Annotated in this window: 22 protein-coding genes and 1 tRNA gene; 18 read left to right on the forward strand and 5 right to left on the reverse strand. The window is 65.1% G+C overall.

The window, feature by feature from the left end; translation table 11 throughout:
- The first annotated feature begins 26 nt into the window (after positions 1-26).
- The 18 genes from ABGT73_RS13960 (at position 27) to ABGT73_RS14045 (ending at position 15,464) form a co-directional block, all read left to right on the forward strand.
- The gene (locus ABGT73_RS13960) at positions 27-1,022 is read left to right on the forward strand and encodes a 2-hydroxyacid dehydrogenase (RefSeq protein ID WP_346670251.1); all 996 of its coding nucleotides are present in this window, start codon (positions 27-29) and stop codon (positions 1,020-1,022) included.
- A 67-nt stretch (positions 1,023-1,089) separates the two neighbouring features.
- Positions 1,090-1,461 (forward strand): RidA family protein, encoded by a 372-nt coding sequence (locus ABGT73_RS13965; RefSeq protein WP_346670252.1) that lies wholly within the window; start codon positions 1,090-1,092, stop codon positions 1,459-1,461.
- A 239-nt stretch (positions 1,462-1,700) separates the two neighbouring features.
- Positions 1,701-2,603 (forward strand): ribonuclease Z, encoded by a 903-nt coding sequence (locus tag ABGT73_RS13970; protein WP_346670253.1) that lies wholly within the window; start codon positions 1,701-1,703, stop codon positions 2,601-2,603.
- A 42-nt stretch (positions 2,604-2,645) separates the two neighbouring features.
- Positions 2,646-3,146, forward strand: a complete 501-nt coding sequence (locus ABGT73_RS13975; RefSeq protein ID WP_346670254.1) for a GNAT family N-acetyltransferase — start codon at positions 2,646-2,648, stop codon at positions 3,144-3,146.
- A 4-nt stretch (positions 3,147-3,150) separates the two neighbouring features.
- Entirely contained in the window at positions 3,151-4,281 is a 1,131-nt protein-coding gene (locus tag ABGT73_RS13980; protein WP_346670255.1) for an exonuclease SbcCD subunit D, read from the forward strand.
- Positions 4,278-6,773, forward strand: a complete 2,496-nt coding sequence (locus ABGT73_RS13985) for an SMC family ATPase (protein ID WP_346670256.1) — start codon at positions 4,278-4,280, stop codon at positions 6,771-6,773. Before ABGT73_RS13980 ends, ABGT73_RS13985 begins: the two co-directional genes overlap by 4 nt.
- Positions 6,774-7,031: 258 nt before the next feature.
- Positions 7,032-8,429: a hypothetical protein gene (locus tag ABGT73_RS13990; protein ID WP_346670257.1), complete on the forward strand. Its 1,398-nt coding sequence runs from the start codon at positions 7,032-7,034 to the stop codon at positions 8,427-8,429.
- A gap of 93 nt (positions 8,430-8,522) precedes the next feature.
- Entirely contained in the window at positions 8,523-9,179 is a 657-nt protein-coding gene (locus ABGT73_RS13995) for a rhomboid family intramembrane serine protease (protein ID WP_346670258.1), read from the forward strand.
- Between the two features lie 27 nt (positions 9,180-9,206).
- Complete coding sequence (locus ABGT73_RS14000; protein ID WP_346670259.1) at positions 9,207-9,530, forward strand: cyclic-di-AMP receptor; 324 nt, start codon at positions 9,207-9,209, stop codon at positions 9,528-9,530.
- Positions 9,530-10,444 carry a hypothetical protein gene (locus ABGT73_RS14005; protein ID WP_346670347.1) on the forward strand — a complete coding sequence of 305 codons (915 nt, stop codon included), beginning with the start codon at positions 9,530-9,532 and terminating at the stop codon, positions 10,442-10,444. Before ABGT73_RS14000 ends, ABGT73_RS14005 begins: the two co-directional genes overlap by 1 nt.
- A gap of 18 nt (positions 10,445-10,462) precedes the next feature.
- Positions 10,463-11,302 (forward strand): stage 0 sporulation family protein, encoded by an 840-nt coding sequence (locus ABGT73_RS14010; protein WP_346670260.1) that lies wholly within the window; start codon positions 10,463-10,465, stop codon positions 11,300-11,302.
- Positions 11,303-11,477: 175 nt separating this feature from the next.
- Positions 11,478-11,645, forward strand: a complete 168-nt coding sequence (locus tag ABGT73_RS14015) for a 4Fe-4S binding protein (RefSeq protein ID WP_346670261.1) — start codon at positions 11,478-11,480, stop codon at positions 11,643-11,645.
- Positions 11,646-11,974: 329 nt separating this feature from the next.
- Positions 11,975-12,400: a DUF3842 family protein gene (locus tag ABGT73_RS14020; RefSeq protein ID WP_346670262.1), complete on the forward strand. Its 426-nt coding sequence runs from the start codon at positions 11,975-11,977 to the stop codon at positions 12,398-12,400.
- On the forward strand, positions 12,397-12,990 hold the full coding sequence (locus ABGT73_RS14025) for a uridine kinase (RefSeq protein ID WP_346670263.1): 594 nt from the start codon (positions 12,397-12,399) through the stop codon (positions 12,988-12,990). The genes ABGT73_RS14020 and ABGT73_RS14025 overlap by 4 nt, the downstream gene beginning before the upstream one ends.
- A 94-nt stretch (positions 12,991-13,084) precedes the next feature.
- A complete protein-coding gene (locus ABGT73_RS14030; RefSeq protein ID WP_346670264.1) occupies positions 13,085-13,636 on the forward strand; it encodes an ECF transporter S component in 552 nt (183 codons plus the stop codon).
- Between the two features lie 131 nt (positions 13,637-13,767).
- The gene (locus tag ABGT73_RS14035) at positions 13,768-14,286 is read left to right on the forward strand and encodes a hypothetical protein (protein ID WP_346670265.1); all 519 of its coding nucleotides are present in this window, start codon (positions 13,768-13,770) and stop codon (positions 14,284-14,286) included.
- A 449-nt stretch (positions 14,287-14,735) separates the two neighbouring features.
- Positions 14,736-14,827, forward strand: a tRNA-Ser gene (locus tag ABGT73_RS14040).
- Between the two features lie 76 nt (positions 14,828-14,903).
- The gene (locus tag ABGT73_RS14045; protein ID WP_007047949.1) at positions 14,904-15,464 is read left to right on the forward strand and encodes a zeta toxin family protein; all 561 of its coding nucleotides are present in this window, start codon (positions 14,904-14,906) and stop codon (positions 15,462-15,464) included.
- Positions 15,465-15,476: 12 nt separating this feature from the next.
- Here ABGT73_RS14045 and ABGT73_RS14050 read toward each other — a convergent pair whose 3' ends face one another.
- From ABGT73_RS14050 to ABGT73_RS14070, 5 genes are all read right to left on the reverse strand, one after another.
- Complete coding sequence (locus tag ABGT73_RS14050) at positions 15,477-16,664, reverse strand: tyrosine-type recombinase/integrase (RefSeq protein WP_346670266.1); 1,188 nt, start codon at positions 16,662-16,664, stop codon at positions 15,477-15,479.
- Between the two features lie 180 nt (positions 16,665-16,844).
- A complete protein-coding gene (locus ABGT73_RS14055; RefSeq protein WP_346670267.1) occupies positions 16,845-18,200 on the reverse strand; it encodes a relaxase/mobilization nuclease domain-containing protein in 1,356 nt (451 codons plus the stop codon).
- 27 nt (positions 18,201-18,227) lie between these two features.
- Complete coding sequence (locus ABGT73_RS14060) at positions 18,228-18,497, reverse strand: plasmid mobilization protein (RefSeq protein ID WP_346670268.1); 270 nt, start codon at positions 18,495-18,497, stop codon at positions 18,228-18,230.
- Positions 18,494-19,708, reverse strand: coding sequence for an AAA family ATPase (locus tag ABGT73_RS14065; RefSeq protein ID WP_346670269.1), 1,215 nt, complete (start codon positions 19,706-19,708; stop codon positions 18,494-18,496). Before ABGT73_RS14065 ends, ABGT73_RS14060 begins: the two co-directional genes overlap by 4 nt.
- Positions 19,709-19,977: 269 nt before the next feature.
- Positions 19,978-20,250: a helix-turn-helix domain-containing protein gene (locus ABGT73_RS14070; RefSeq protein WP_050764732.1), complete on the reverse strand. Its 273-nt coding sequence runs from the start codon at positions 20,248-20,250 to the stop codon at positions 19,978-19,980.
- Between the last annotated feature and the right edge of the window lie 107 nt (positions 20,251-20,357).

A 20,357-nucleotide genomic window follows, 5' to 3' on the forward strand; every position in this document is an offset into this window, starting at 1 on the left:
ACTCACCCTGTAAGGAGGGCCCTTTTATGAAGATCATTTTCTACGGTACGCGGGATTACGACCGTCTGTACTTTGAATTGCTGGCAGCCGACCCGGAATACGGCTGCACCATCAAGTTCCTGGCCGCCAACCTGGACGTGGACACCGCGCCCCTGGCCGAGGGCGGCGACGCCGTCTGCGCCTTTGTGAACTCCGACTGCTCCGCCCCGGTGCTGGAAGCCCTGGCCAAGGCGGGCATCCGGCTGCTGCTCATGCGGTGCGCGGGCTACAACAACGTGGACCTGGAAGCCGCCAGGCGGCTGGGCATCACGGTGCTGCGGGTGCCGGGCTACAGCCCCGAGGCGGTGGCCGAGCACGCCATGGCCCTGGCCCAGGCGGCCAACCGGCGCATCTGCAAGGCCTACATCAAGGTGCGCAACAACAACTTCGCCCTGGACGGACTGCTGGGCTATAACCTCTACGGGTCCTGCGCGGGCATCATCGGCACGGGGCGCATCGGCGCGGCCATGGCCCGCATCTGCCACGGCTACGGCATGACGGTGCTGGCCTACGACCAGTACCACAACCCCGACCTGGAGGGCATTGTCCGCTATGTGGAGCTGGACGAGCTGCTGCGGGCAGCCGACCTCATCAGCCTGCACTGCCCCCTCACCGCCGAGACCCATCACCTCATCAACGCCGAAACCATCGCCCAGATGCGGGACAACGCCATCCTGGTGAACACCAGCCGGGGCGGACTCATTGACACCGACGCCCTCATTGCGGCGCTGCGCAACCGCAAGTTCGCCGGCGTGGGCCTGGATGTATACGAGGACGAGGACGGCCAGGTGTTTGAGGATTTCTCCGACGCCGTGCTGGAAAACGAGGTGGTGCCCATCCTCACCAGTTTCCCCAACGTGGTGGTGACCAGTCACCAGGCCTTCTTTACCCGGACGGCGCTGCAGAGCATCGCCATCACCACCATGGAGAACGCCCGCGCCTTTGCCCGGGGCGAAAAACTGGTCAACGAGGTGAAGGGGTAAAAGGGCTGGCCTTTTGGGCCGGGATGCGCTACAATAGGGACAATCTACCGCAAAGGAGTTGTTTTGTATGAAACGCATCGTCACCGACAAAGCCCCCGCCGCCCTGGGACCCTATGTCCAGGCGGTGGATACCGGCAGCACCGTCTATTGCAGCGGACAGCTGGGCCTGGACCCCGTCACCAATACCCTGGCCGACGGCGTGGCCGCCCAGACCCGCCAGTCGCTCGCGAACCTGCAGGCCGTTCTGGCGGAGGCCGGGCTGACCCTGGCCGACGTGGTCAAGACCACCGTCTTTGTGCAGGATCTCAAGGATTTCGGCACCGTCAATGAGGTGTATGCGGAAATGTTCGGCGAGACCTACCCGGCCCGCAGCTGCGTCCAGATCGCGGCCCTGCCCAAGGGCGCTCTCGTGGAAATCGAGTGCATCGCCGCGCGGTGAGCATTCGGGGGGCGTGTTCTTTTCTTGCAAGAAAAGAACCAAAAGAACTCTAACTAAAAATGTCCCGGGGGATACTCCCCCGGGACATTTTTGATGGGAGTTTCTTCGGTTCCTTCTTTGCAAAGAAGGAACATACCCCCAAAATGTTAAAATTCCGCCGGCGGATTCCGCAGGGGTTGCATAATGTGCTATAATGTACCCTGTAAATTGGGGTACTGTTGGGAAAGGGGGATTTGGCCATGGTCACCGTCACATTGCTGGGCTGCGGCGGCACCCAGCCGCTGCCCGACCGGGCACTGTCCGCCCTCACCGTCAGCGTGGGGGGCGCCACCCTCCTGCTGGACTGCGGCGAGGGCACTCAGACCGCCCTGCGCCGCTGGGGTGTCAGCGCCTACCGTATCACCCACATCCTGCTCACCCACTACCACGGGGACCACATCCTGGGCCTGCCCGGCCTGCTGCAAACCCTTTCGAGCCTCGGCCGCACCGCGCCCCTGACCGTCGCCGGCCCGGCGGGTCTGGACGCTGTGGCGGCGCCCGTTTCCGCCCTGGCGGGACCTCTGCCCTTCGCCGTGCACTGGCAGGAGGCAGGAAACACGCCCTTCGGGGCGGGCCCCCTCACCGTCACCCCCGTGCCGCTGCAGCACCGGGTGCCCTGCTGCGGCTACGCCCTGCACCTGCCCCGGGCCGGACGGTTCGATACCGCCCGGGCCAAAGCCGCCGGCATCCCGGTATCCCTCTGGGGACGGCTCCAGGCAGGGGAAAGCGTGGACGGCTTCACCCCCGACCAGGTGCTGGGCCCCGCCCGGCGTGGCCTCACGGTGGTGTATGCCACCGACACCCGCCCCTGTCCGGCCCTGCTGGACGCCGCCCGGGACGCAGATCTGCTCTGCATGGACGCCACCTACGCCGACGACGCCGACCTGGATAAAGCCAAGCTCTACGGCCACGCCACCTGCCGGGAAACCGGCGCCCTGGCCGCCAAAGCGGGGGTGCGGCGGCTCTGGCTGACCCACTACTCGGCGGCGGTCACCGACCTGCAGCCCGGCCTGGCGGCCGCCCAAAGCCAATACCCCGGCGCCGTGGCGGGTACCGACGGGCTGCGGCTGGAACTGGATTTTGACAAAGGGGACAACCCCTGACTTTTGCCCGAACACCGCCCCCTGAACAAAGGAGAACCCCCTATGAAACCGACCTTCAAGCAAGTGACCAAGACCCGCTATGTGGAGCTGGTCAGCGAGCTGGCGAAGGAGATCTTCGTGCAGCATTACACCAAACTGACCCCCAAGGTGGCCGCCGCCCTGGCCGACAAATACCAGAGCGATGTGCTCACCGACGACGAGATCCACAGCGGGGTCATCAACTATTTCCTCATTTATCTCGGCAGCGAGCCGGTGGGGTATTTTGCCATGGACTTAGGGCCTGCCGGGGCGCTCTGCCTGAGCCGGCTGTTTTTGAAGGAAAAGGCCCGTGGCCAGGGCATCGGCCGCAGCGTGGTGGCCTACGCCCAGAAACTGGCGGAAGGGGACGGCCGGGGCCGCCTGTACATGCAGGTGTGGGCCCGGGACCTGAAAGCCGAGATGTTCTGCAAGAAATGCCGTTTCCGCAAGGCGGAGACGGTACCCGTGGAGGTGCTGCCCGGCGTGACGCTGGACATCACCACCTGGGAGAAACTTTGGAGATGACCCGATGAAATTTCTGCATCTGGCGGACCTGCACCTGGGCAAACGGGTGAACGGGTTCGATCTGCTGGAGGACCAGCGCTACATTCTGGAACAGGTGCTGGCCCTGTGTGACGAGCACGACGTGGAGGCCGTGCTGCTGGCGGGGGATATCTACGACGCCCCGGTGCCGCCGGCGGCAGCCTGCACGCTGCTGGACTGGTTCCTGACCCAGCTGGCGGGGCGGCGCATTGCGGTGCTGGCCATCGCCGGCAACCACGACAGCGCCGAGCGGCTGGACTTCGCCGCGGGGCTGCTGGCCGCCCAGGGGGTACACCTGGCCGGGCGGTTCACCGGCGCGCCCCGCCAGATCGTGCTGGAGGACCGCCACGGTCCGGTGGAATTCACCCTGCTGCCCTTTGTGCGGGCGGCCACCGTGCGGCACTTCCTGCCCGACGCCGACCTGCCCGACTACGACAGCGCCGTGGCCGCCGCCCTGGGGGCCTGCCAGCCCGCCGCGCCCCGGCGGGTACTGCTGGCCCACCAGATGGTGGTGGCGGGGGTCTGCCCGCCCCAGCTGTCGGGCAGCGAGACGGCACCCCTGACGGTGGGCACGGTGGATTCCATCGACGCCTCCCGGTTCGAGGGCTTTGCCTACACGGCCCTGGGCCACATCCACCGCCCCCAGCGGGTGGGCACCGACACCGTGCGGTACGCCGGGGCACCCCTGTGCTACCATCTGGACGAGTGCGGCGCCGAAAAATCCGTGACGCTGGTGGACCTGGGCCGCCGCGGCGTGGAGGATATCCAGCTGCTGCCGCTGATCCCCCGGCGGGCCATGCGCCACCTGACCGGCCCGCTGGCCAAACTCACCCAGCACCCCACCGACACCGAGGACTATATCTGGGCCACCCTCACCGACCCCACGCCGCTGCCTGACGCCATGGCCGCCCTGCGGGCCGCCTACCCCAACGCCATGCGGCTGGACTACCAGCCCCGGGGCACCACGGCAGGCCCCGCCGACGCGGCGCTGGCCGTGCGGGGCAAGCCCTTTGCCGAGCTGTTCCAGGACTTTTTCACCCAGATGAACGGCCGCCCCCTGACCATTGAGGAGGCCCGGGCCGTCAAGCAGCTGCGAGAGGAGGCCGCCAAAGCATGAAACCCCTGTACCTGACGCTCTGCGCCTTCGGCCCCTACGCCGGGCGCACCGAGCTGGATTTTTCCCGGTTCGGCGGCAGCGGACTGTTCCTCATCGGCGGCGACACCGGCGCCGGCAAGACCGCCCTGTTTGACGCCATCACCTTTGCCCTCTACGGCGAGACCACCGGCGAAAACCGCAAGACCACCATGCTGCGCAGCGACTTTGCCGCCCCCGCCGATGAAACCTTTGTGGAGCTGACCTTCGCCCACCGGGGCCGCACCTATGTGGTGCGCCGCTGGCCGGAACAGCAGCGGGCCGCCAAGCGGGGCAGCGGCATTGTCAAAAGCCCGCCCCGGGCGGAACTGGTCCGGGAGCCGGAAGCCCCTGTATCGGGGGCCCAGGCCGTGACGGCGGCGGTCGTCAAGCTGCTGGGCATCGACGCCAAGCAGTTCGCCCAGGTGTCCATGCTGGCCCAGAACGATTTCACCCGGCTGCTCAATGCGCCGTCGGCCGACCGGGCGGACATCCTGCGCCAGATCTTTGACACCGCCGACCACCAGCGGCTGGGCCAGGCGGCCATCCGCCATGCCCGGGAGGCCGACGAGGCCTGCCGCCGTCTGGAGGAAACACTGTTCCTGCATGTGGGCAGCCTGCTGGGGGCCGGGGCCGACGAGGACACCGCCGCCCGGCTGGAACAGCTCCAGGACACCCGGGACGCCTTCGCGGCGGCGGGGGCGGTGGAGATTGCCCGGCACCTGCTGGAACTGGACGAGGCCATCGAGGTCAAGCAGAACGAAACGATGGCCAAGCTGGACGAGAAGATCGCCCGGGGTGACGCCGGGGTCAAGCTGGCCGAGGAGCGGGTGGCCCGGCGGCGTCAGCTGGCGGGACTGGTGGCGGAGGAAGCCCGCACGGCGGAGGTGCAGCGCCAGACCGAGGCGCTGCAGACCGAGCTGCAGACCCGCAGCGACGCGCTGAAACAGACCATCGCCGACACCGAGGCCGCCCGGGCCGCCCTGGGCAAGACCGACACCGAGCAGGTGCGGCTGGAACACCACATCGAGCTGGCGGAGAACCTCACCGCCACCTGTGAGACGCTGCTGCGCAACCTGACGGCGGCGGACACAGCCGCCGAGACGGCCACTGCCCGCCAGCAGGACTACGTGAAGGCCCAGGCGGCGCTGGACGAGGCGGAAGCCCAGTACGCGGCGCTGCAGCGGCAGCTCAACGCCAACCGGGCGGGGCTGCTGGCCCAACAGTTGCAGCCGGGCCAGCCCTGCCCGGTGTGCGGATCCACCGAACACCCCTGCCCGGCCCAGCTGCCCCAGGACCATGTGACCGAACAGGCCCTGGAGGAGCGGGAACAGGCCCTCACCGCCCAGCGGCGGGACACGGCTGCCTCCTCCCGCAAGGCGGGGGACGCCGCCGCCCGGGCCGCCGAGCTGCGGGCCGCCCTGACCCGGGACGCGGGGGCCTTCTTTGCCCGCCGCGCCGGGCGGTACACCGGCAAACCGGCGGAGGAACTCTCCCCGGAAGAACTGCGCACCGCCCTGGAGGAACAAAAGACCGGGCTGGCCGAGGGGCTCAAGGGGCTGCGGGCCCAGCACGAGGAATACAAGCGCCAGAGCGACCAGGCCCGGGCGCTGTCCGACCGGCTGGACAACCTGAACAACCAGCTGAAAGGGCTGGAAAAGCAGGCCTTTGCGGCCTCCCGCAAGGCGGCCAACGCCAAGGCGGGCCACGCCGCGGCGGCCGCCCGGGTGCAGCAGATGCAGGAGACGGTGCCCGGCAAGGAGGAATCCGACGCCCTGGCCAAGCTCCAGCAGGCGCTGGCCCGGCTGCGGGCCGACCGCGCCGCCGCCACCAACGCCCGGGACGCCGCTGTCCACCGGCTGCACACCAACCGCGCCGCCCTGGACGGCATGGAAAAGACGCTGAAAGCGCTCTCCGCCGCCCGGGAAAAGCGGGCCATGTGGGACAACCTTTCCAAGACCATCAACGGCAATCTGGCCGGCAAGGTCAAGCTGCCCTTTGAGCAGTACGTCCAGGCCTTCTACTTCGACGGCGTGGTGGAGGCCGCGAACCTGCGCTTCACCCGCATGACGGACGGCCAGTACCGGCTGCTCCGCCGCAAGAGCGAGGCGGTGGGCGGCAAGACCGCCCTGGACCTGGATGTCTTCGACGCCTACACCGGCAAGACCCGCCCGGTGGGCAGTCTTTCGGGGGGCGAAAGCTTCATGGCCGCCCTCTGTCTGGCGCTGGGCATCAGCGATACCATCCAGCAGAACGCCGGGGGCGTCACCATCGAGACGCTCTTCATCGACGAGGGCTTCGGCTCCCTGGACGCCGACAGCCTGGAGAAGGCGGTGGACACCCTGGCCAGCCTTGCCGGCGGCGACAAGCTCATCGGGGTCATCTCCCATGTGGAGGCGCTGCAGTCCCGGCTGACCCGGCAGATCCGCGTCACCAAGACCCGCGCCGGAAGCAAGGCGGAGATCGTATTGGAATAAACCTGTAGGGCGGGGAGCATCCCCGCCGCGGGGTGTTGCCGTAACCGCCAAATTCTCCGGCGGGGTCAAGACCCCGCCCTACAACCATCGGAAACAGACAGATTCACGGGTTAAAATGTTGGAGTTTCTTTGCCTGGTTTCCCTGCAAAGGCGAGGCAGGGCAGTTTCCACAGCCATAGATTCACGGGTTAAAATGTTGGAGTTTCTTTGCCTACTTTCTTTGCAAAGAAAGTAGGTGCAAAGAAAGTAGGAGATACTATGAGTTCTATCTTACAACAACAATGTGAAGCGCTGGCCGGGGCGCGGTACCCCTTGCACATGCCGGGACACAAGCGGCGGGTTCCGCCCGCGCCGGGGCTGGGGTGCTACGCCTTCGACCTCACCGAGATCGAGGGCGCCGACGACCTCCACGACGCAAGCGGCATCCTGGCCGAAGCCATGGGGCGCACCGCCGCCCTCTACGGCTCCGCCCGGTGCTGGTACCTCGTGGGCGGCTCCACCGTGGGTCTGCTGGCCGGTATCCGCGCCGCCGCACCCTTCGGCAGCGAGGTCATCGTGGCCCGCAACTGCCACAAGGCCGTCTACCATGCCGTTGAGCTGGGCCGCCTCACCGCCCACTATCTGACGCCCCCCGTGGTGCCGGACTTCGGCGTCTACGGCAGCGTGCCCCCCGCCGCGGTGACTGCCGCCCTGGACGCTCACCCCGCCGCCCGGTGCGTTATTTTGACCAGCCCCACCTACGAGGGCGTCCAGAGCGACCTTAAGGCCATTGCCGACCTCTGCCACGCCCGGGGCGTGCCCCTGCTGGTGGACGAGGCCCACGGCGCCCACTACCTGCCCCTGGCCGAACCTTACGGTTGGCGGGGCGGCGCCGTGGCGGCCGGGGCGGATCTCGTGGTGCAGAGCGCCCACAAGACGCTGCCCAGCCTGACCCAGACCGCCTGGCTGCACTTAAACGGCACCCTCATCGACCCCGCCGCCGTGGAACGGCAGCTGGATGTCTTCGAGACCAGCTCCCCCAGCTATCCGCTGCTCGTCAGCCTGGACGGCTGCACCGGCTGGCTGGCTGCCGAAGGCCCCGCCGCCTTCGCCGCCTGGCGGAAGCGCCTCGACCGTTTCGCCGCCGCGGCCCGGCAATGGCGCCATACGCCGGTACTGGGCCTCGGGCCCGAACGCCGGGACTTTTACGGCTATGACGACGGCAAGATTTTGCTGCGCATCGGCGGGGCGGGGGCTGCCGCGCTGCGGGCGGCCGGGTTCGAGCCGGAAATGGTCTGCGGCCCCAACGTGCTGGCCATGTCGAGCCCCTGCGACGCCGGGGATGCCCTGGACCGGCTGGCGGACTTCCTCACCCGGCGGGACGAAACCGCCCCGCCGCCGCCCCGGGCCGGCGCCCTGCTGCCCGCCCCGGGTACGGCCCGGTGCACCATCGCCCAGGCGCTGGACCGCCCGGCCGCCTTGTGCCCGATGGAGGACGCCGCCGGGAAAACCGCCGCCGAGTACGTCTGGGCCTACCCGCCCGGGGTGCCGCTGCTGGCCCCCGGCGAGGAAGTGACCCCCGCCTTCCTGGAAGCGGCAGAGACCCTGGCCGCCGACGGCACCGCTTTGCACCACACCGGCGCCGGAAACGCCCAAAACCTGGCCGTGCTGGCCTGAGCGCCGCCGCCCTTCGACAGGGAACGGTTGCACTTCCCGCGCAAAAATGCTACAATAAACAGAACTATACGAAACGTTCAGGAGGTGCTGCCCATGCACTGGATCGATACCCTGGAACGCCGCTTCGGCCGGTACGGCATCCCGTACCTAGTGAACGCCCTCATGGTGGGGCAGCTGGCCGTGGGGCTCTTCATCCTCATCGTCAACTGGCGGCTGGGTCTTGCCATCGACCTGGACCGCGACCTGGTCCTGCGGGGGCAGGTCTGGCGGCTCGTCACCTTCCTGTTCCAGCCCATCTGGCTGGGCGGCGTGCTGGGCATCCTCAACCTCTTCTTCTATTTCTGGATCGGCAACTCGCTGACCCGCTACTGGGGCGATTTCCGCATCACCCTCTATCTGCTGCTGGGCACCGTGGGTACCTGGATCGGCGCCTTCCTCACCGGCGCCGGCGGCCCCAGCGGCGTCTACCTCAGCATGCTCTTTGCCTACTGCTGGATGTGGCCCAACCAGCAGGTCCTGCTGTGGGGCATCATCCCCTTCAAAATGAAGTACCTGGGCTGGTTCGAACTGGCCCTGTGGCTGCTGCAGTTCATCACCAGCAACTTCGCCAACCGGGTCAGCCTGGTGCTGGGCATGGCCGGTTTTGTGGCCTTCTTCGGCCCGGAGATCTTCTCCTGGTGCAAGGAAACCGTCCTGGGCTACAAGCGCCGCCGGGACTGGAACAACCGCAACAACCCCTGGAACCGATAAATCCCGCCGCATAAGGAGGTTTTTTGTATGAAACTCATCACCGCCATCGTCAACAAGGAAGATTCCCGCGCCGTCTGCAACGAACTGCTCAAGCACAAGTTCTACGTCACCCGCCTGGCTACCACCGGCGGCTTCCTCATGGCCGGCAACATGACGCTGCTCATCTGCACCGAGGATGAAAAGGTGGACGAGTGCATCGGCATCATCTCCCAGTACTGCAAGCAGCGCACCGAGATCGTCCCCGGCACCGCCACCCTGGGCCTGGGCATCGAGAGCGCCATGCCCATGGAAGTCACCGTGGGCGGCGCCACCGTCATCGTCACCAACGTGGAGCGGTTCGAAAAGCTGTGATGCTGGACCGTCTGGCCGGCAATACCGCCCTCAAAGCCGAGCTGGGCGCCGCGCTGCGCACCGGCCGGCTGCCGCATGCGGTGCTGCTCATCGGCGAGGCGGGCTGCGGCGCCGGGTTTGCCGCCCGGTGTCTGGCCGCCGACTACCTCTACCCCCAGGGCGGTCCCCACGCCGAGGCCGTCCTCAAACAGGAGGACACCGAGTGTCTTGTGCTGCAGGGGGAGGGTGCCAGCGGCCAGATCCCCGTCAAGCGGGTGCGGGAAATGCGGGAGGCCATCCAGCATTCCGCCCTCTCCACCGACGCGGCGGGCCGTGTGCTCTTCATCTACGGCGCCCAGAACCTCAACGGGTCCTCCGCCAACGCCATGCTGAAGATCATCGAGGAACCCCCCGAGGGGGTCCTCTTTCTGCTCACCGCCACCAGCGCCGCCACCGTGCTGCCCACCATCCGCAGCCGGTGCGCCGCCTACACCATCGCCCCGGTGCCCGCCGCCGACTGCGCCGCCCTGCTGCGGGACCGCGGCCTGCCCGCCGCCCTGGCCGACGAGCTGGCCTTCGTCTACGAGGGCCATGTGGGCAATGCCCTGCGGGCCTTCCAGGACGCCGCCGCCCGCACCGCCCTGGCCCGGGCCAAGGAACTGTGCGGCTATGCGGCCCAGAACGATACCTACCGCGCCCTGGCCCTGGTGACCCAGTACGAGCGGGACCGGGAAGGGTTCCTGGCCCTGTTGTGGCAGCTGGACCAGGTGTGCAGCGCCGTGCTGCGCCGTCCCGGGTACGGGGCTTCCTGCGGCGGCATCCGCCCCGAGGCGGCCGCCGATATCCTGCGCGCCGGCGCCGAGACCCGCCGCGCCGTCACCGCCAACGGCAACCTGCGCCTGGCGGTGGCCCTGCTGGCGGCACGCATCGCCTAACAACAAAGGACTGTGTCAATGAAAGTAATTTCCGTAAAATTCAAAGAGAACGGCCGGGGCTACTACTTCGACCCCGGCGAATTCCAGGTGAAGGAAGGGGACTTCGTCATCGTCACCACCGCCCGCGGCACCGAGTGCGGCGAGGTGGTGCGCGGTGCCCACGAGGTGCCGGGCTTCTCCCGGGAGGTCAAGCCGGTGATCCGGGTGGCCGACGCCGTGGATGTGCGCCGTATGCGCCAGAACCGCGCCGACGTGCAGCGGGCCTTCCAGATCTGCGAGCAGCGCATCGCCGCCCACGGCCTGAAGATGAAGCTGGTGGACGCCGAGTATACCCTGGACCGGGGCAAGCTGGTCTTCTATTTCACCGCCGACAACCGGGTGGATTTCCGGGAGCTGGTCAAGGACCTGGCCGCCCAGTTCCACACCCGCATCGAACTGCGCCAGATCGGCGTGCGGGATGAAAGCAAGATGCTGGGAGGCCTGGGCCTGTGCGGTCAGCCCTTCTGCTGCAGCCGCTTTCTGAAGAATTTCCAGCCGGTTTCCATCAAGATGGCCAAGGAACAGGGCCTCAGCCTCAACCCCGCCAAGATCAGCGGCGCCTGCGGCCGCCTGATGTGCTGCCTGGCCTATGAGCAGAAGAGCTACGAGTATCTCAATTCCATAACCCCCACCCCCGGCAGCATCGTGCGCACCCCCGATGGCGAGGGTACCGTGCTGGAAGTGAACGTGGTGGCGGGCACCCTCAAGGTGCGCTCCAATGTGGAGATCCTCGCTCCCCGCGTCTACAAGCGGGAGGAATGCGTCTATCTGCGGGGCGGCAAGCGTGTCCCCAAAGCCCCCGATCCCGAAAAGGATTGACCATTTCCCCCGGGTTTGGAGAAATTTTTCAGACGGCAACCCTTGCGAATTTTTACACAATGTGATACACTATCTGTAACGCAGCGGGGCCTGTACCCGCCGTGGCACCATACCGGGGAGCAGCCGTGCAGGGCCGGTACGGGACATCAATCAGCACGGAGATAAGGAGTTCACGATGGCTCATACCGTTTCCAGCGAGTGCGTTGCTTGCGGTGCATGTGTTGACACCTGCCCCGTCGGTGCGATCAGCATGGAGGACAAGGCTGTGGTCGATGCCGGTTCCTGCATCGATTGCGGCGCCTGCGAGGGCGTTTGCCCGACCGGTGCAATCCACGCTGAATAAGCAATTTTGCACACCCTGCGCGGCCTTATGCGGGCCGCGCTTTTTTGTTGGGTGGTTGTTTTTGTTCCTTCTTTGCAAAGAAGGAACCGAAGAAACTCTCACCGGGGTCAGAAAACAGGGGTGGCCCGACGGGGAGGTCCTGTGTGTCCGTCAGAGGCTTTCCGGCGGGGTCAAGACCCCGCCCTACAGATTCCGGGGAGAGGCAGGTGCCGGGGATGTGAACCCCACGGGCGTTGCACAGTTCCGGGGGAAAACCCATTCCCGGGTATAATGGTAAAATTTCTTTGCTTCTTTCTTTATCAAAGAAAGAAGAGGAAGGGAGATAGAGGATGAATTCCAAGAAAATCATACTGGTGCTGGACGGGCAGGGGGGCGGCATGGGCACCCAGCTCATCAAGATGCTGGCGCCCGTGCTGCCCGGCGACTGTGAACTGGTGGCCGTGGGCACCAACGTGCTGGCCACCAACGCCATGCTGAAAGCCGGCGCCCGCCGCGGCGCCACCGGCGAAAACGCCGTGGTGTACAATGCCTCCCGGGCCGACATCATCCTGGGCCCCATCGGCATGATCCTGGCCAACGGCATCATGGGAGAAGTCTCCCCCCGGATGGCCTCGGCGGTGTCCGGGTCGGAGGCGGAAAAGATCCTGATCCCCTCCTCCCACTGCGGCGTCCAGATCGCCGGCACCCAGGACTGCCGCCTGGAAGAATACCTGGAAAGCGCCGTCACCCTCGTCCGGCGCACCCTGGACGCATGAGCGCCGCCCTGTTCGCCGCCGCGGCCCCCGTGCTGGCCGCCGCCCGCGCCCTGCAGCAGGACCCCGCCCCCGCTCTGCTGGTCATCGACGGCCGCTGCGGCAGCGGCAAATCCACCCTGGCCGCCTGGCTGGGCCAGGAACTGGACTGCCAGGTGGTGCATATGGACGACTTCTACCTGCCCTTCGCCCGGCGCCGCCCCGACTGGATGAACCATCCCGGCGCCAATATGGACTTCGCCCGGCTGCGCGAAGAAGTGCTGGACCCGCTGCTCTCCGGCCATACCGCCCGCTACCGCGCCTATGTCTGTCCCCGGGATACTTTTAAAGATGCGGTCCTGCTGCCGCCCCGGCCCCTCACCATCCTGGAGGGCAGCTACTCCCTCCACCCCGACCTGGCCGTGCAGGCCGCCTGCCGCGTCTTCGTCACCTGCAGCCCCGCCTGCCAGCGTGAGCGTCTGCAATCCCGGGAAGGCGACCACTTCGCCGCCTTTGAGGCCCGCTGGATCCCCCTGGAAGAGGGGTATCTTTCCGCCTGCCACCCCGAAACATCCTGCGATTTTGTACTGGACACCACCGGTATGTCGGTGTAAAATACTCTACGGTTCCTTTGAGAAAAGCCAGGAAGGCATGGCCTGCCCAGGAAGGGCGGCGCCGGAACACTTTTTGATGAGGAGAGATTCCCTTATGAATACCCACGCAAAAACCTATCCCTTGGTGCTGTCCGCCCTGTTCCTCGCCCTCTGCCTCGTGCTGCCCATCGTCACCGGCGGCATCCCGGCCATCGGCAATATGCTGCTGCCCATGCACATCCCCGTGCTCTTCTGCGGCCTGCTCTGCGGCTGGCAGTACGGCCTTGTCATCGGCTTCGCCGCCCCGCTGCTGCGCTCCGCCCTCTTCGGCATGCCGCCCCTCTACCCCGTGGCCCTGGCCATGTCCTTTGAACTGGCTGCCTACGGTCTCATCATCGGCGCCGTCTACGCCCTGCTCCGCAAGGGCGGCCTGGCTGCCCTCTACACCAGCCTGCTCACCGCCATGGTGGGCGGCCGCCTGGTCTGGGGCCTGGCCGAAGTGGTGCTGCTGGGCCTTGCCGGCAAAGGCTTTACGCTACAGGCCTTTTTGTCCGGCGCTCTGCTCACCGCCGTGCCCGGCATCGTGCTCCAGCTGGTGCTTATCCCCGCCGTCATGACCGGCCTCGACCGCACCGGCGTCGTGCGCTTCCGCCACGCCGCCGGGTGAAGATCTCCGTTCTGTTTTGCCACAGGCCGCGCAGGAAGCGCGGCATTTTTTGTCGGAACCGGGCTTGTTATTTCCCGCCCGGATGTGGTATACTGTAATCAAATTGTCACCAACGAAAGGAGGCGCCCGCCATGGGTCTGATTTCAGCCATCCAGAACAAAACCGAACAGGCCCGCGCCCGGGAACGCATCCGCCCCCTGCTGGAAAGCCGCATGATGCGGGACATCCTGCTGGAGATCGGCCAGCGCGGCACCGAAAAGCTGGACCCCCAGAGCGTGCCCGTGGCCCAGCGCCCCCGCGCCGCCAAACTGGCCGCCGAATGCGGTACCGCCGGCCTGCACCAGAGCGTCATCCGGGAAGTGGTGCTGGACGAGGCGGGCATCACCCTCTACGCCGGCAACGACGAGATTCCTTTCCTCTACGGCGACTACAACTACGAAAACATCGAGGACACCGACTGTCTGCCCGCCGTGGCCCAGTACCTGGTCCAGCGGCTGCGCGGCTACTACAACATCAGCCGTACTTTCTACACCGTGCCCAAACACAACGGCCGCTCGGTCACCGAAAAGACCAAGCAGGTCTTTATCCGCCGCCACCACGAGGATACCCCCTTCAACCCCCAGCCTACCCAGAAACAGCGGCTGTTCTGAGGGAGAATCGTTGACAGCACACCCAAACTTTGCTATAATGAACTGTACGCCGTGCGAAACGGCGAAGATGGAGCATTACTCAAGAGGTCGAAGAGGTCGCACTCGAAAGGGCGTGACCCACTGGCCGATTCGTCCGCCGCGAATGGCGTGACGGCGGGATTTCCCCGGGGTATGCATCCGGTTATTATCCGCTTATCTTGCATCGAAATCTTGCATTTTTCCGAAAGAGCTGCAAGGCGGTGCTGGAAAAACTTAATATGGAGATGTACTCAAGAGGTCGAAGAGGTCGCACTCGAAAGGGCGTGACCCACTGGCCGATTCGTCCGCCGCGAATGGCGTGACGGCGGGATTTCCCCGGGGCATGGTTTCCGGTTTTATTCGCTTATCTTGCATCGAAATCTTGCATTTTTCCGAAAGGTTTGCAAGGCGGTGCTGGAAAAATTAAATATGGAGATGTACTCAAGAGGTCGTAAGAGGGAGCACTCGAAATGCTTTAGGTCTCGAGAGAGGCGCGTGGGTTCGACTCCCACCATCTCCGCCAAATCCCTCAGGAATCTTCCTGAGGGTATTTTTGTATTTTCACGGCAAGAACCCCTTGCCGTTTGGGAGGAAGCGCTATGCCGACATTTACCATCGTGGGCGGGGTTAACGGGGCAGGCAAGAGCAGTCTGTCTGGTGTTCTGAAGGATTGTTTGGACGACTTGGGCGTTATTGTGGACCCCGACAGACTGACCGCCCAGCACGGCGGCGATGAGTATGCCGGGGGCCAGGCTGCCGTTGCCAAACTGCAGGACTGCCTGGCCCAGGGCATCGACTTCACCGAGGAAAGCACCCTTTCGGGCAGCTTCTCCCGCAAAATGGCCCGCGCGGCCCGGGACAAGGGCTACACCGTGCGGCTGTACTATGTGGGCCTGGATACTGCCGAGGAATCGGTTCGGCGGATCGCCAACCGGGTGGCCCGCGGCGGCCACGACATCCCGACCCAGGACGTGGAGCGCCGGTTTGCCCGGCGTTTCCGGGACCTGGGCAAGCTGCTGCCGCTGTGCAATGAAGCAACCTTCTATGACAACGACAATGGCTTCCGGGTGGTGGCTTTCTATCGCAACGGGGAACTGCTGCCCGCAACCGATACGCCGCCTGTCTGGCTCACCGATCTGCGTCGGGAGCTCGCGCTCTGAACCAGTGTAGGATTACCACCGGTTTTCCGGCAGCTCTTCGGGCAGCGGCAGTGCCTGCTCCATGGTGGCGGCGCTGAGCTGCTTGGACTGAGAATCCAGGTGGGCGTAGATGTTGGCCGTGGTGGAGATGTCGCTGTGGCCCAGCCATTCCTGAATCTGCTTCATGGGCACACCCTGCTTGAGCAGCAGACTGGCGCAGGAGTGGCGCAGATCGTGGAAGCGGATCTTCCGCAGGCCGTGGTCGGCCAGCAGCTTGGCAAATCCGTCGGTCACCGCGTTGGGCAAAATGAGATTGCCCATCTCGTCCACGAACAGATAGCCCTTGTACTTCTGGTTGTAGCAGTTGCCGCACAGCTTCTCGTTGTAGGTCTGCTGCTCTTTCAGCGCCCGCAGCCGCTGGGCGAAACTGGCCACCAGCGGCAGGGTGCGCAGGCTGGACTTGGTCTTGGCCCGGTCAGCCTCCACCAGGACGTGTTTGCCCTCCAGGTTGGTGCTGGTCACGATGTGGCGGATGGTCAGGGTACCGGCCTCGAAGTCCACGGCGTCCCACCGCAGGCCCAGCACCTCGCCCCGGCGCAGCCCGTAGAAGGCTGCGAACTGGATGATCAGTTCCAGCCGGTGCCCCCGGGCGGATTCGAAGAGCTGCTCCATCTCCTCGGCGGTGTAGTAGGCGGCCATGTACTTCTCGGGCTTGGGCCGTTCCACTTTGTCCACCGGGTTGCCGGGGATCAGGTCCAGCTTCACGGCGTATTTCAGCGCCTTGTGCAGGTTGGCGTGCAACCGCAGTACGCTGGTGGCTTTCAGTGTTTCCAGCTTGTGGAGATAGAAACTCTGGATGTGCCGCGCCTGCAGCCCGCCCAGCGTGATGCCGGTGGGCTCGAAGTAGGGGACGATGTGATTCTTCACATTGAAGTTGTAGGAGGACCAGGTGGTCTCTTGCACGGCGGGGCGGATGATCTTCAGCCAGTAGAGCATATAGTCACTGAACAGCATATCGGGGCTCAGTTCCTCTTTACGGTTGGGTTTGGGCGGCGTGAAGCTGCGGCGCAATTCCCGCAGCATCTCCTCCGCCCGCTTTTTGTTGCCCTTCACGGGCAAGCCGGTGGCGTGCCAGGGCTGTTTGCGCTTGCCGTCGGCACCGGTATAGCTGAGCACCATGTAGTAATATCCGTTTTTCTCTTGCAGGCGACCTGCTACCATAGGCATTTCTCCTTTCACAATCGTTTGTACGGGTTTCCGGGTCCAACACAACAATACCCGGAATCTTTGGCAAAAGCTATTCACAAATCTACACAAGGATACGCCCTTGTTTTGGGTACGAATCTACCAAAGCGCCCGCGTCGGGAACTTCCCGGCGCGGGCTTTTGGTATGGTTGTGGTTCAGCGCTCCAGATCGCGGCGGCGTTGACGGTGGCGGTTTTTTTCCTCGGCCCGCTGGCGGGCCTGTTCCGCCAACGCCTTGCGGCAGGCGGTGGTGGCTCGTACCCTCCGGAGAATCCTGTCACAGACTTCATCCTCGTGTCGTAGCGCCTTGATCTGGCAGGTCAGTTCGGTCCGGCGTTCGGCGGTGCCGGGCGGCGGAACCTTGTGGCGCAGCAGCCGGGCACAGTCGGCGCGCTCCTTGCAGAGGGCGTCGATCTGCGCCGCCAGTTCCCGGCGGCGGGCCTCCACCTCGTCGGTGGTGTGGAAATCCCGGTCAAAGCAGAGGTGCATCTCCTCCAACGTGCGCTCTACGTTGCGCCAGATCGCTTCGATCTCCGGCCAGTTGATGGACGCCCGGGAATTCGGCTTGGCCTGTACCTTGTACCGGAAGTAGAGATACTTCTGGCCCAGGTGGGGTTTTCCGAAGAGCTCGTCCAGCAGGCCTTTGTACCGCACTTTGGCCCAGGAACGGCAGGGGGGACGCCTGGGACGGTCGTACCCGCCGAACAGGCTGTAATAGTGGGGGCCGAACTGGTAATAGTGAGCGTCCAGTACCCGGGCCAGCGCGGGCCAGTCGAACTCCGGGCCCAGGCGATGCACCCGCACCGGGCGGCCGCCGTCCACCGAACGCAGCGTGGCATACTTGCGGCCCTCCTCCCGCCGCCACAGGTAGCCCATCCGACGCAGGGTAAGAGCAAAGTCCTCCTCGGTGCTGGTCTGCTGGAGGGCGGAGCGCAGTGCCTCCCGCATCCGGTTGTACCGGGTGGGTTCGCCCCGGCGCTCCGCTTCGTAGAGGGGGCGCGGTGTGCTCTTGCCGGGGGTCTGTACCACCGACAACCCCTGGGCCCGGCAGAGGGCATCGGAAGCGCGCCGCAGCTCCCGGTACTGGCTGCGGCGCTGCTCGTACTTTTTGCCATCCACATAGGACACCGCGTTGATGACAAAGTGGTTGTGCAGGCAGTGGGTGTTCATGTGGGTGGCTACCAGCACCTGGAACCGCCCGCCCCACACCTGCCGGGCCAGCTCCACCCCGATGGCGTGGCACTGTTCCGGCGTTACCTCGCCGGGCTGGAAACTCTGGTAGGCGTGCATCGCCACCACGCCCTCGGTTTTGCCGAACTTCCGCTGTACCGCCCGCATATCCGCCCAGGCGGTTTCGGGGCGGCAGTGGATGCCGCTCACCAGCTTGGCGCTTTCCGTCAAGGTGGTCTTGGCGTCGTTCCCGGCGTAGTGCAGCGCCTGGGACAGGGCACCGTATTCGGTTTTCTCCGGGTTTGCGGCGTAGTCCACCACCCGGCGCAGGTTGTCCCGCACCGGCCAGATCTTGGTGACGGCCAGAGATTACTCCTTCGGCAGCAGGGCGTCCCGGATCTGGTCTGTTGCCGCCCGGCAGGGGAGCGCGTCCCCGGGCGGCAGACGGTCCGCCAGCGCGTCCAGTTCTTCCAGAGCGGAAAACAAAGACGCGGGCGGATGAAACTGCGGAGTATACCCCAGTGCCCGCTGCCGGAGATATTCCGACAGCGTCAGACCGCAGCGCCGGGCGGCGGATTCCATCCGGTGTTTTTCAGCCGGTGTCACCCGCACGTTGATGCCCACAGTGCGGTTTCTCACGAGGCCGCCTCCCGTGAGAAATCGGGGCTCGGGGCCGTCCCCGTAGGAGCGGCGGTGTCCGCCGCGGCGAAGGGTTGCCCGCCGGCAACACAAAGCCCATGCTCGCTACCGTGATGCGGCCCCGGTGACGGTGATGACGATGATGACGGTACGGGGGCCGCACCCTCTTCACCAGCCGGTACCGTACCAGACGGTAAAGGGGATCTGCCGGTATCATCGTCACTACCGTCATGACCGTCATCCCCGTCACAGGTGAAGCACAGCAGCCGGGTGTTGGAGGTGCGCCGGGACTGGTAGCGGATGCCCTGCGGGGCAAACACCGTGTAGAAGTGCTCCACCAGTTTGCGGGTGAACTGGTTGGGCTGCACATCGGTGATACCGGCGGCGGTCAGCAGGTCGGTGGCGGTGCCTGTCCAGCTGCCGGTGCGCTGGATAAAGTCCGCCGCCCGCCACAGATAGTCCGGAACGGCCTTCCGGACCTGCTCCTCAGCGGTTTCCTCCTCCAACAGCTGCCAGATGCAGTCCCGGGTCTGCAGGTGGAGGGTGCAGCTGTCCATGTCACGGCCCGTCACCAGCAGCCGGGCCGTGTCGCTCATCCGCTGGCGCTGCAGCAGCCAGATGGTGTCGGCGGCGCCCATCAGGCCGTTGGACCCGGAAATCTGCTGGAACGGGTCGGATGCGCCCTGTTTGCGCAGATGATGCACCAGCAGCAACCCGATGCCGCGGCGGTCCGCCAGGGATTTCAGCGCGCTCATATCCTGGTAATCGCTGGCGTAAGTGCCGTTGTTCGGGTCGGCGGTGCGGACCTTCTGCAAGGTGTCGATGACCATCAGGCTGGTTTCGGGGTGCTGGGACAGGAATTTCTCGATCTGGAGTTCCAGACCGTCCCCGATGGCGCAGCTTCCGGTCTGGAAGTACAACCGGCTGGGAACGGAGTCCTCGGTCAGGCGGAACAAACGCCCCTGGATGCGGGCGTAGGTGTCCTCCAGACAGAGGTACAGTACAGTCTGCGGCTGGGCGGTGCGGCCCCAGATCTCGCCGCCCCGGGCCAGCTGCAGGCAAAGCCACAGGCACAGCCAACTTTTGCCTGCCTTGCTGGCACCGGCCAACAAGGAAAGCCCGGCGGGCAGCAGGCCGGGAATCAGCCACCGCACCGGCGGCAGCGGGGTGGAAAGTAGAGTTTCAGCATCAATAGGTTCGTTTCTCTGCATGGCATACGCCTCCTTCTTGCTGGGCCACAGGACGCCAAACGGGGCTCTGTGGCGCGACCTTTGCGACAATGCGGGTGACGTGCCCGCCGCCCGGCGGCGGGCGGCACGGCGCGGATTTGGGCGGAGGTACAAAGTGAATCTTAATAAGATTCACTTTGCTGGGAAGATCGCTTGCGTGAATCTTGTTAAGATACCTTTGGCCGCAATACAGCAAAAAGTGAATCATGCTATGATTCACTTTTCCTGCGGCGGATTTCCAGTGAATCATGCTATGATTCACTTTGCAGGTCTTGCCCGGCAAAACCCGCCCCTTGTGCATTGGTCAGCAGATAACGGATGACATTGATTTTGGGAATCTTGTAGGCGTTGCCCAGTTTGAGGGCTCCGATTTCGCCTTCCCCCAGCAGATCATACGCCGCATGACGGCTGATGCCCAACATAGTTTGCAGTTGCCGGACTGTCACCACATCGGGATAGTCGGCAAACAGCAGGCCATAGCAGGCTTTCAGCTCTTTTTCCGGGATGAGTCGTTTCGCAGACATGCGACCCTCATAGAATGGAAGTGTACGGATTGGATAATCATAGGCAAATCTCCTTTCTGTAATCATTTGCGGAAGCTCTATTGAACTTTCGCAAATTTGATAAGAAT

The organism is uncultured Subdoligranulum sp. (assembly GCF_963931595.1).
GTDB lineage: Bacteria > Bacillota > Clostridia > Oscillospirales > Ruminococcaceae > Gemmiger.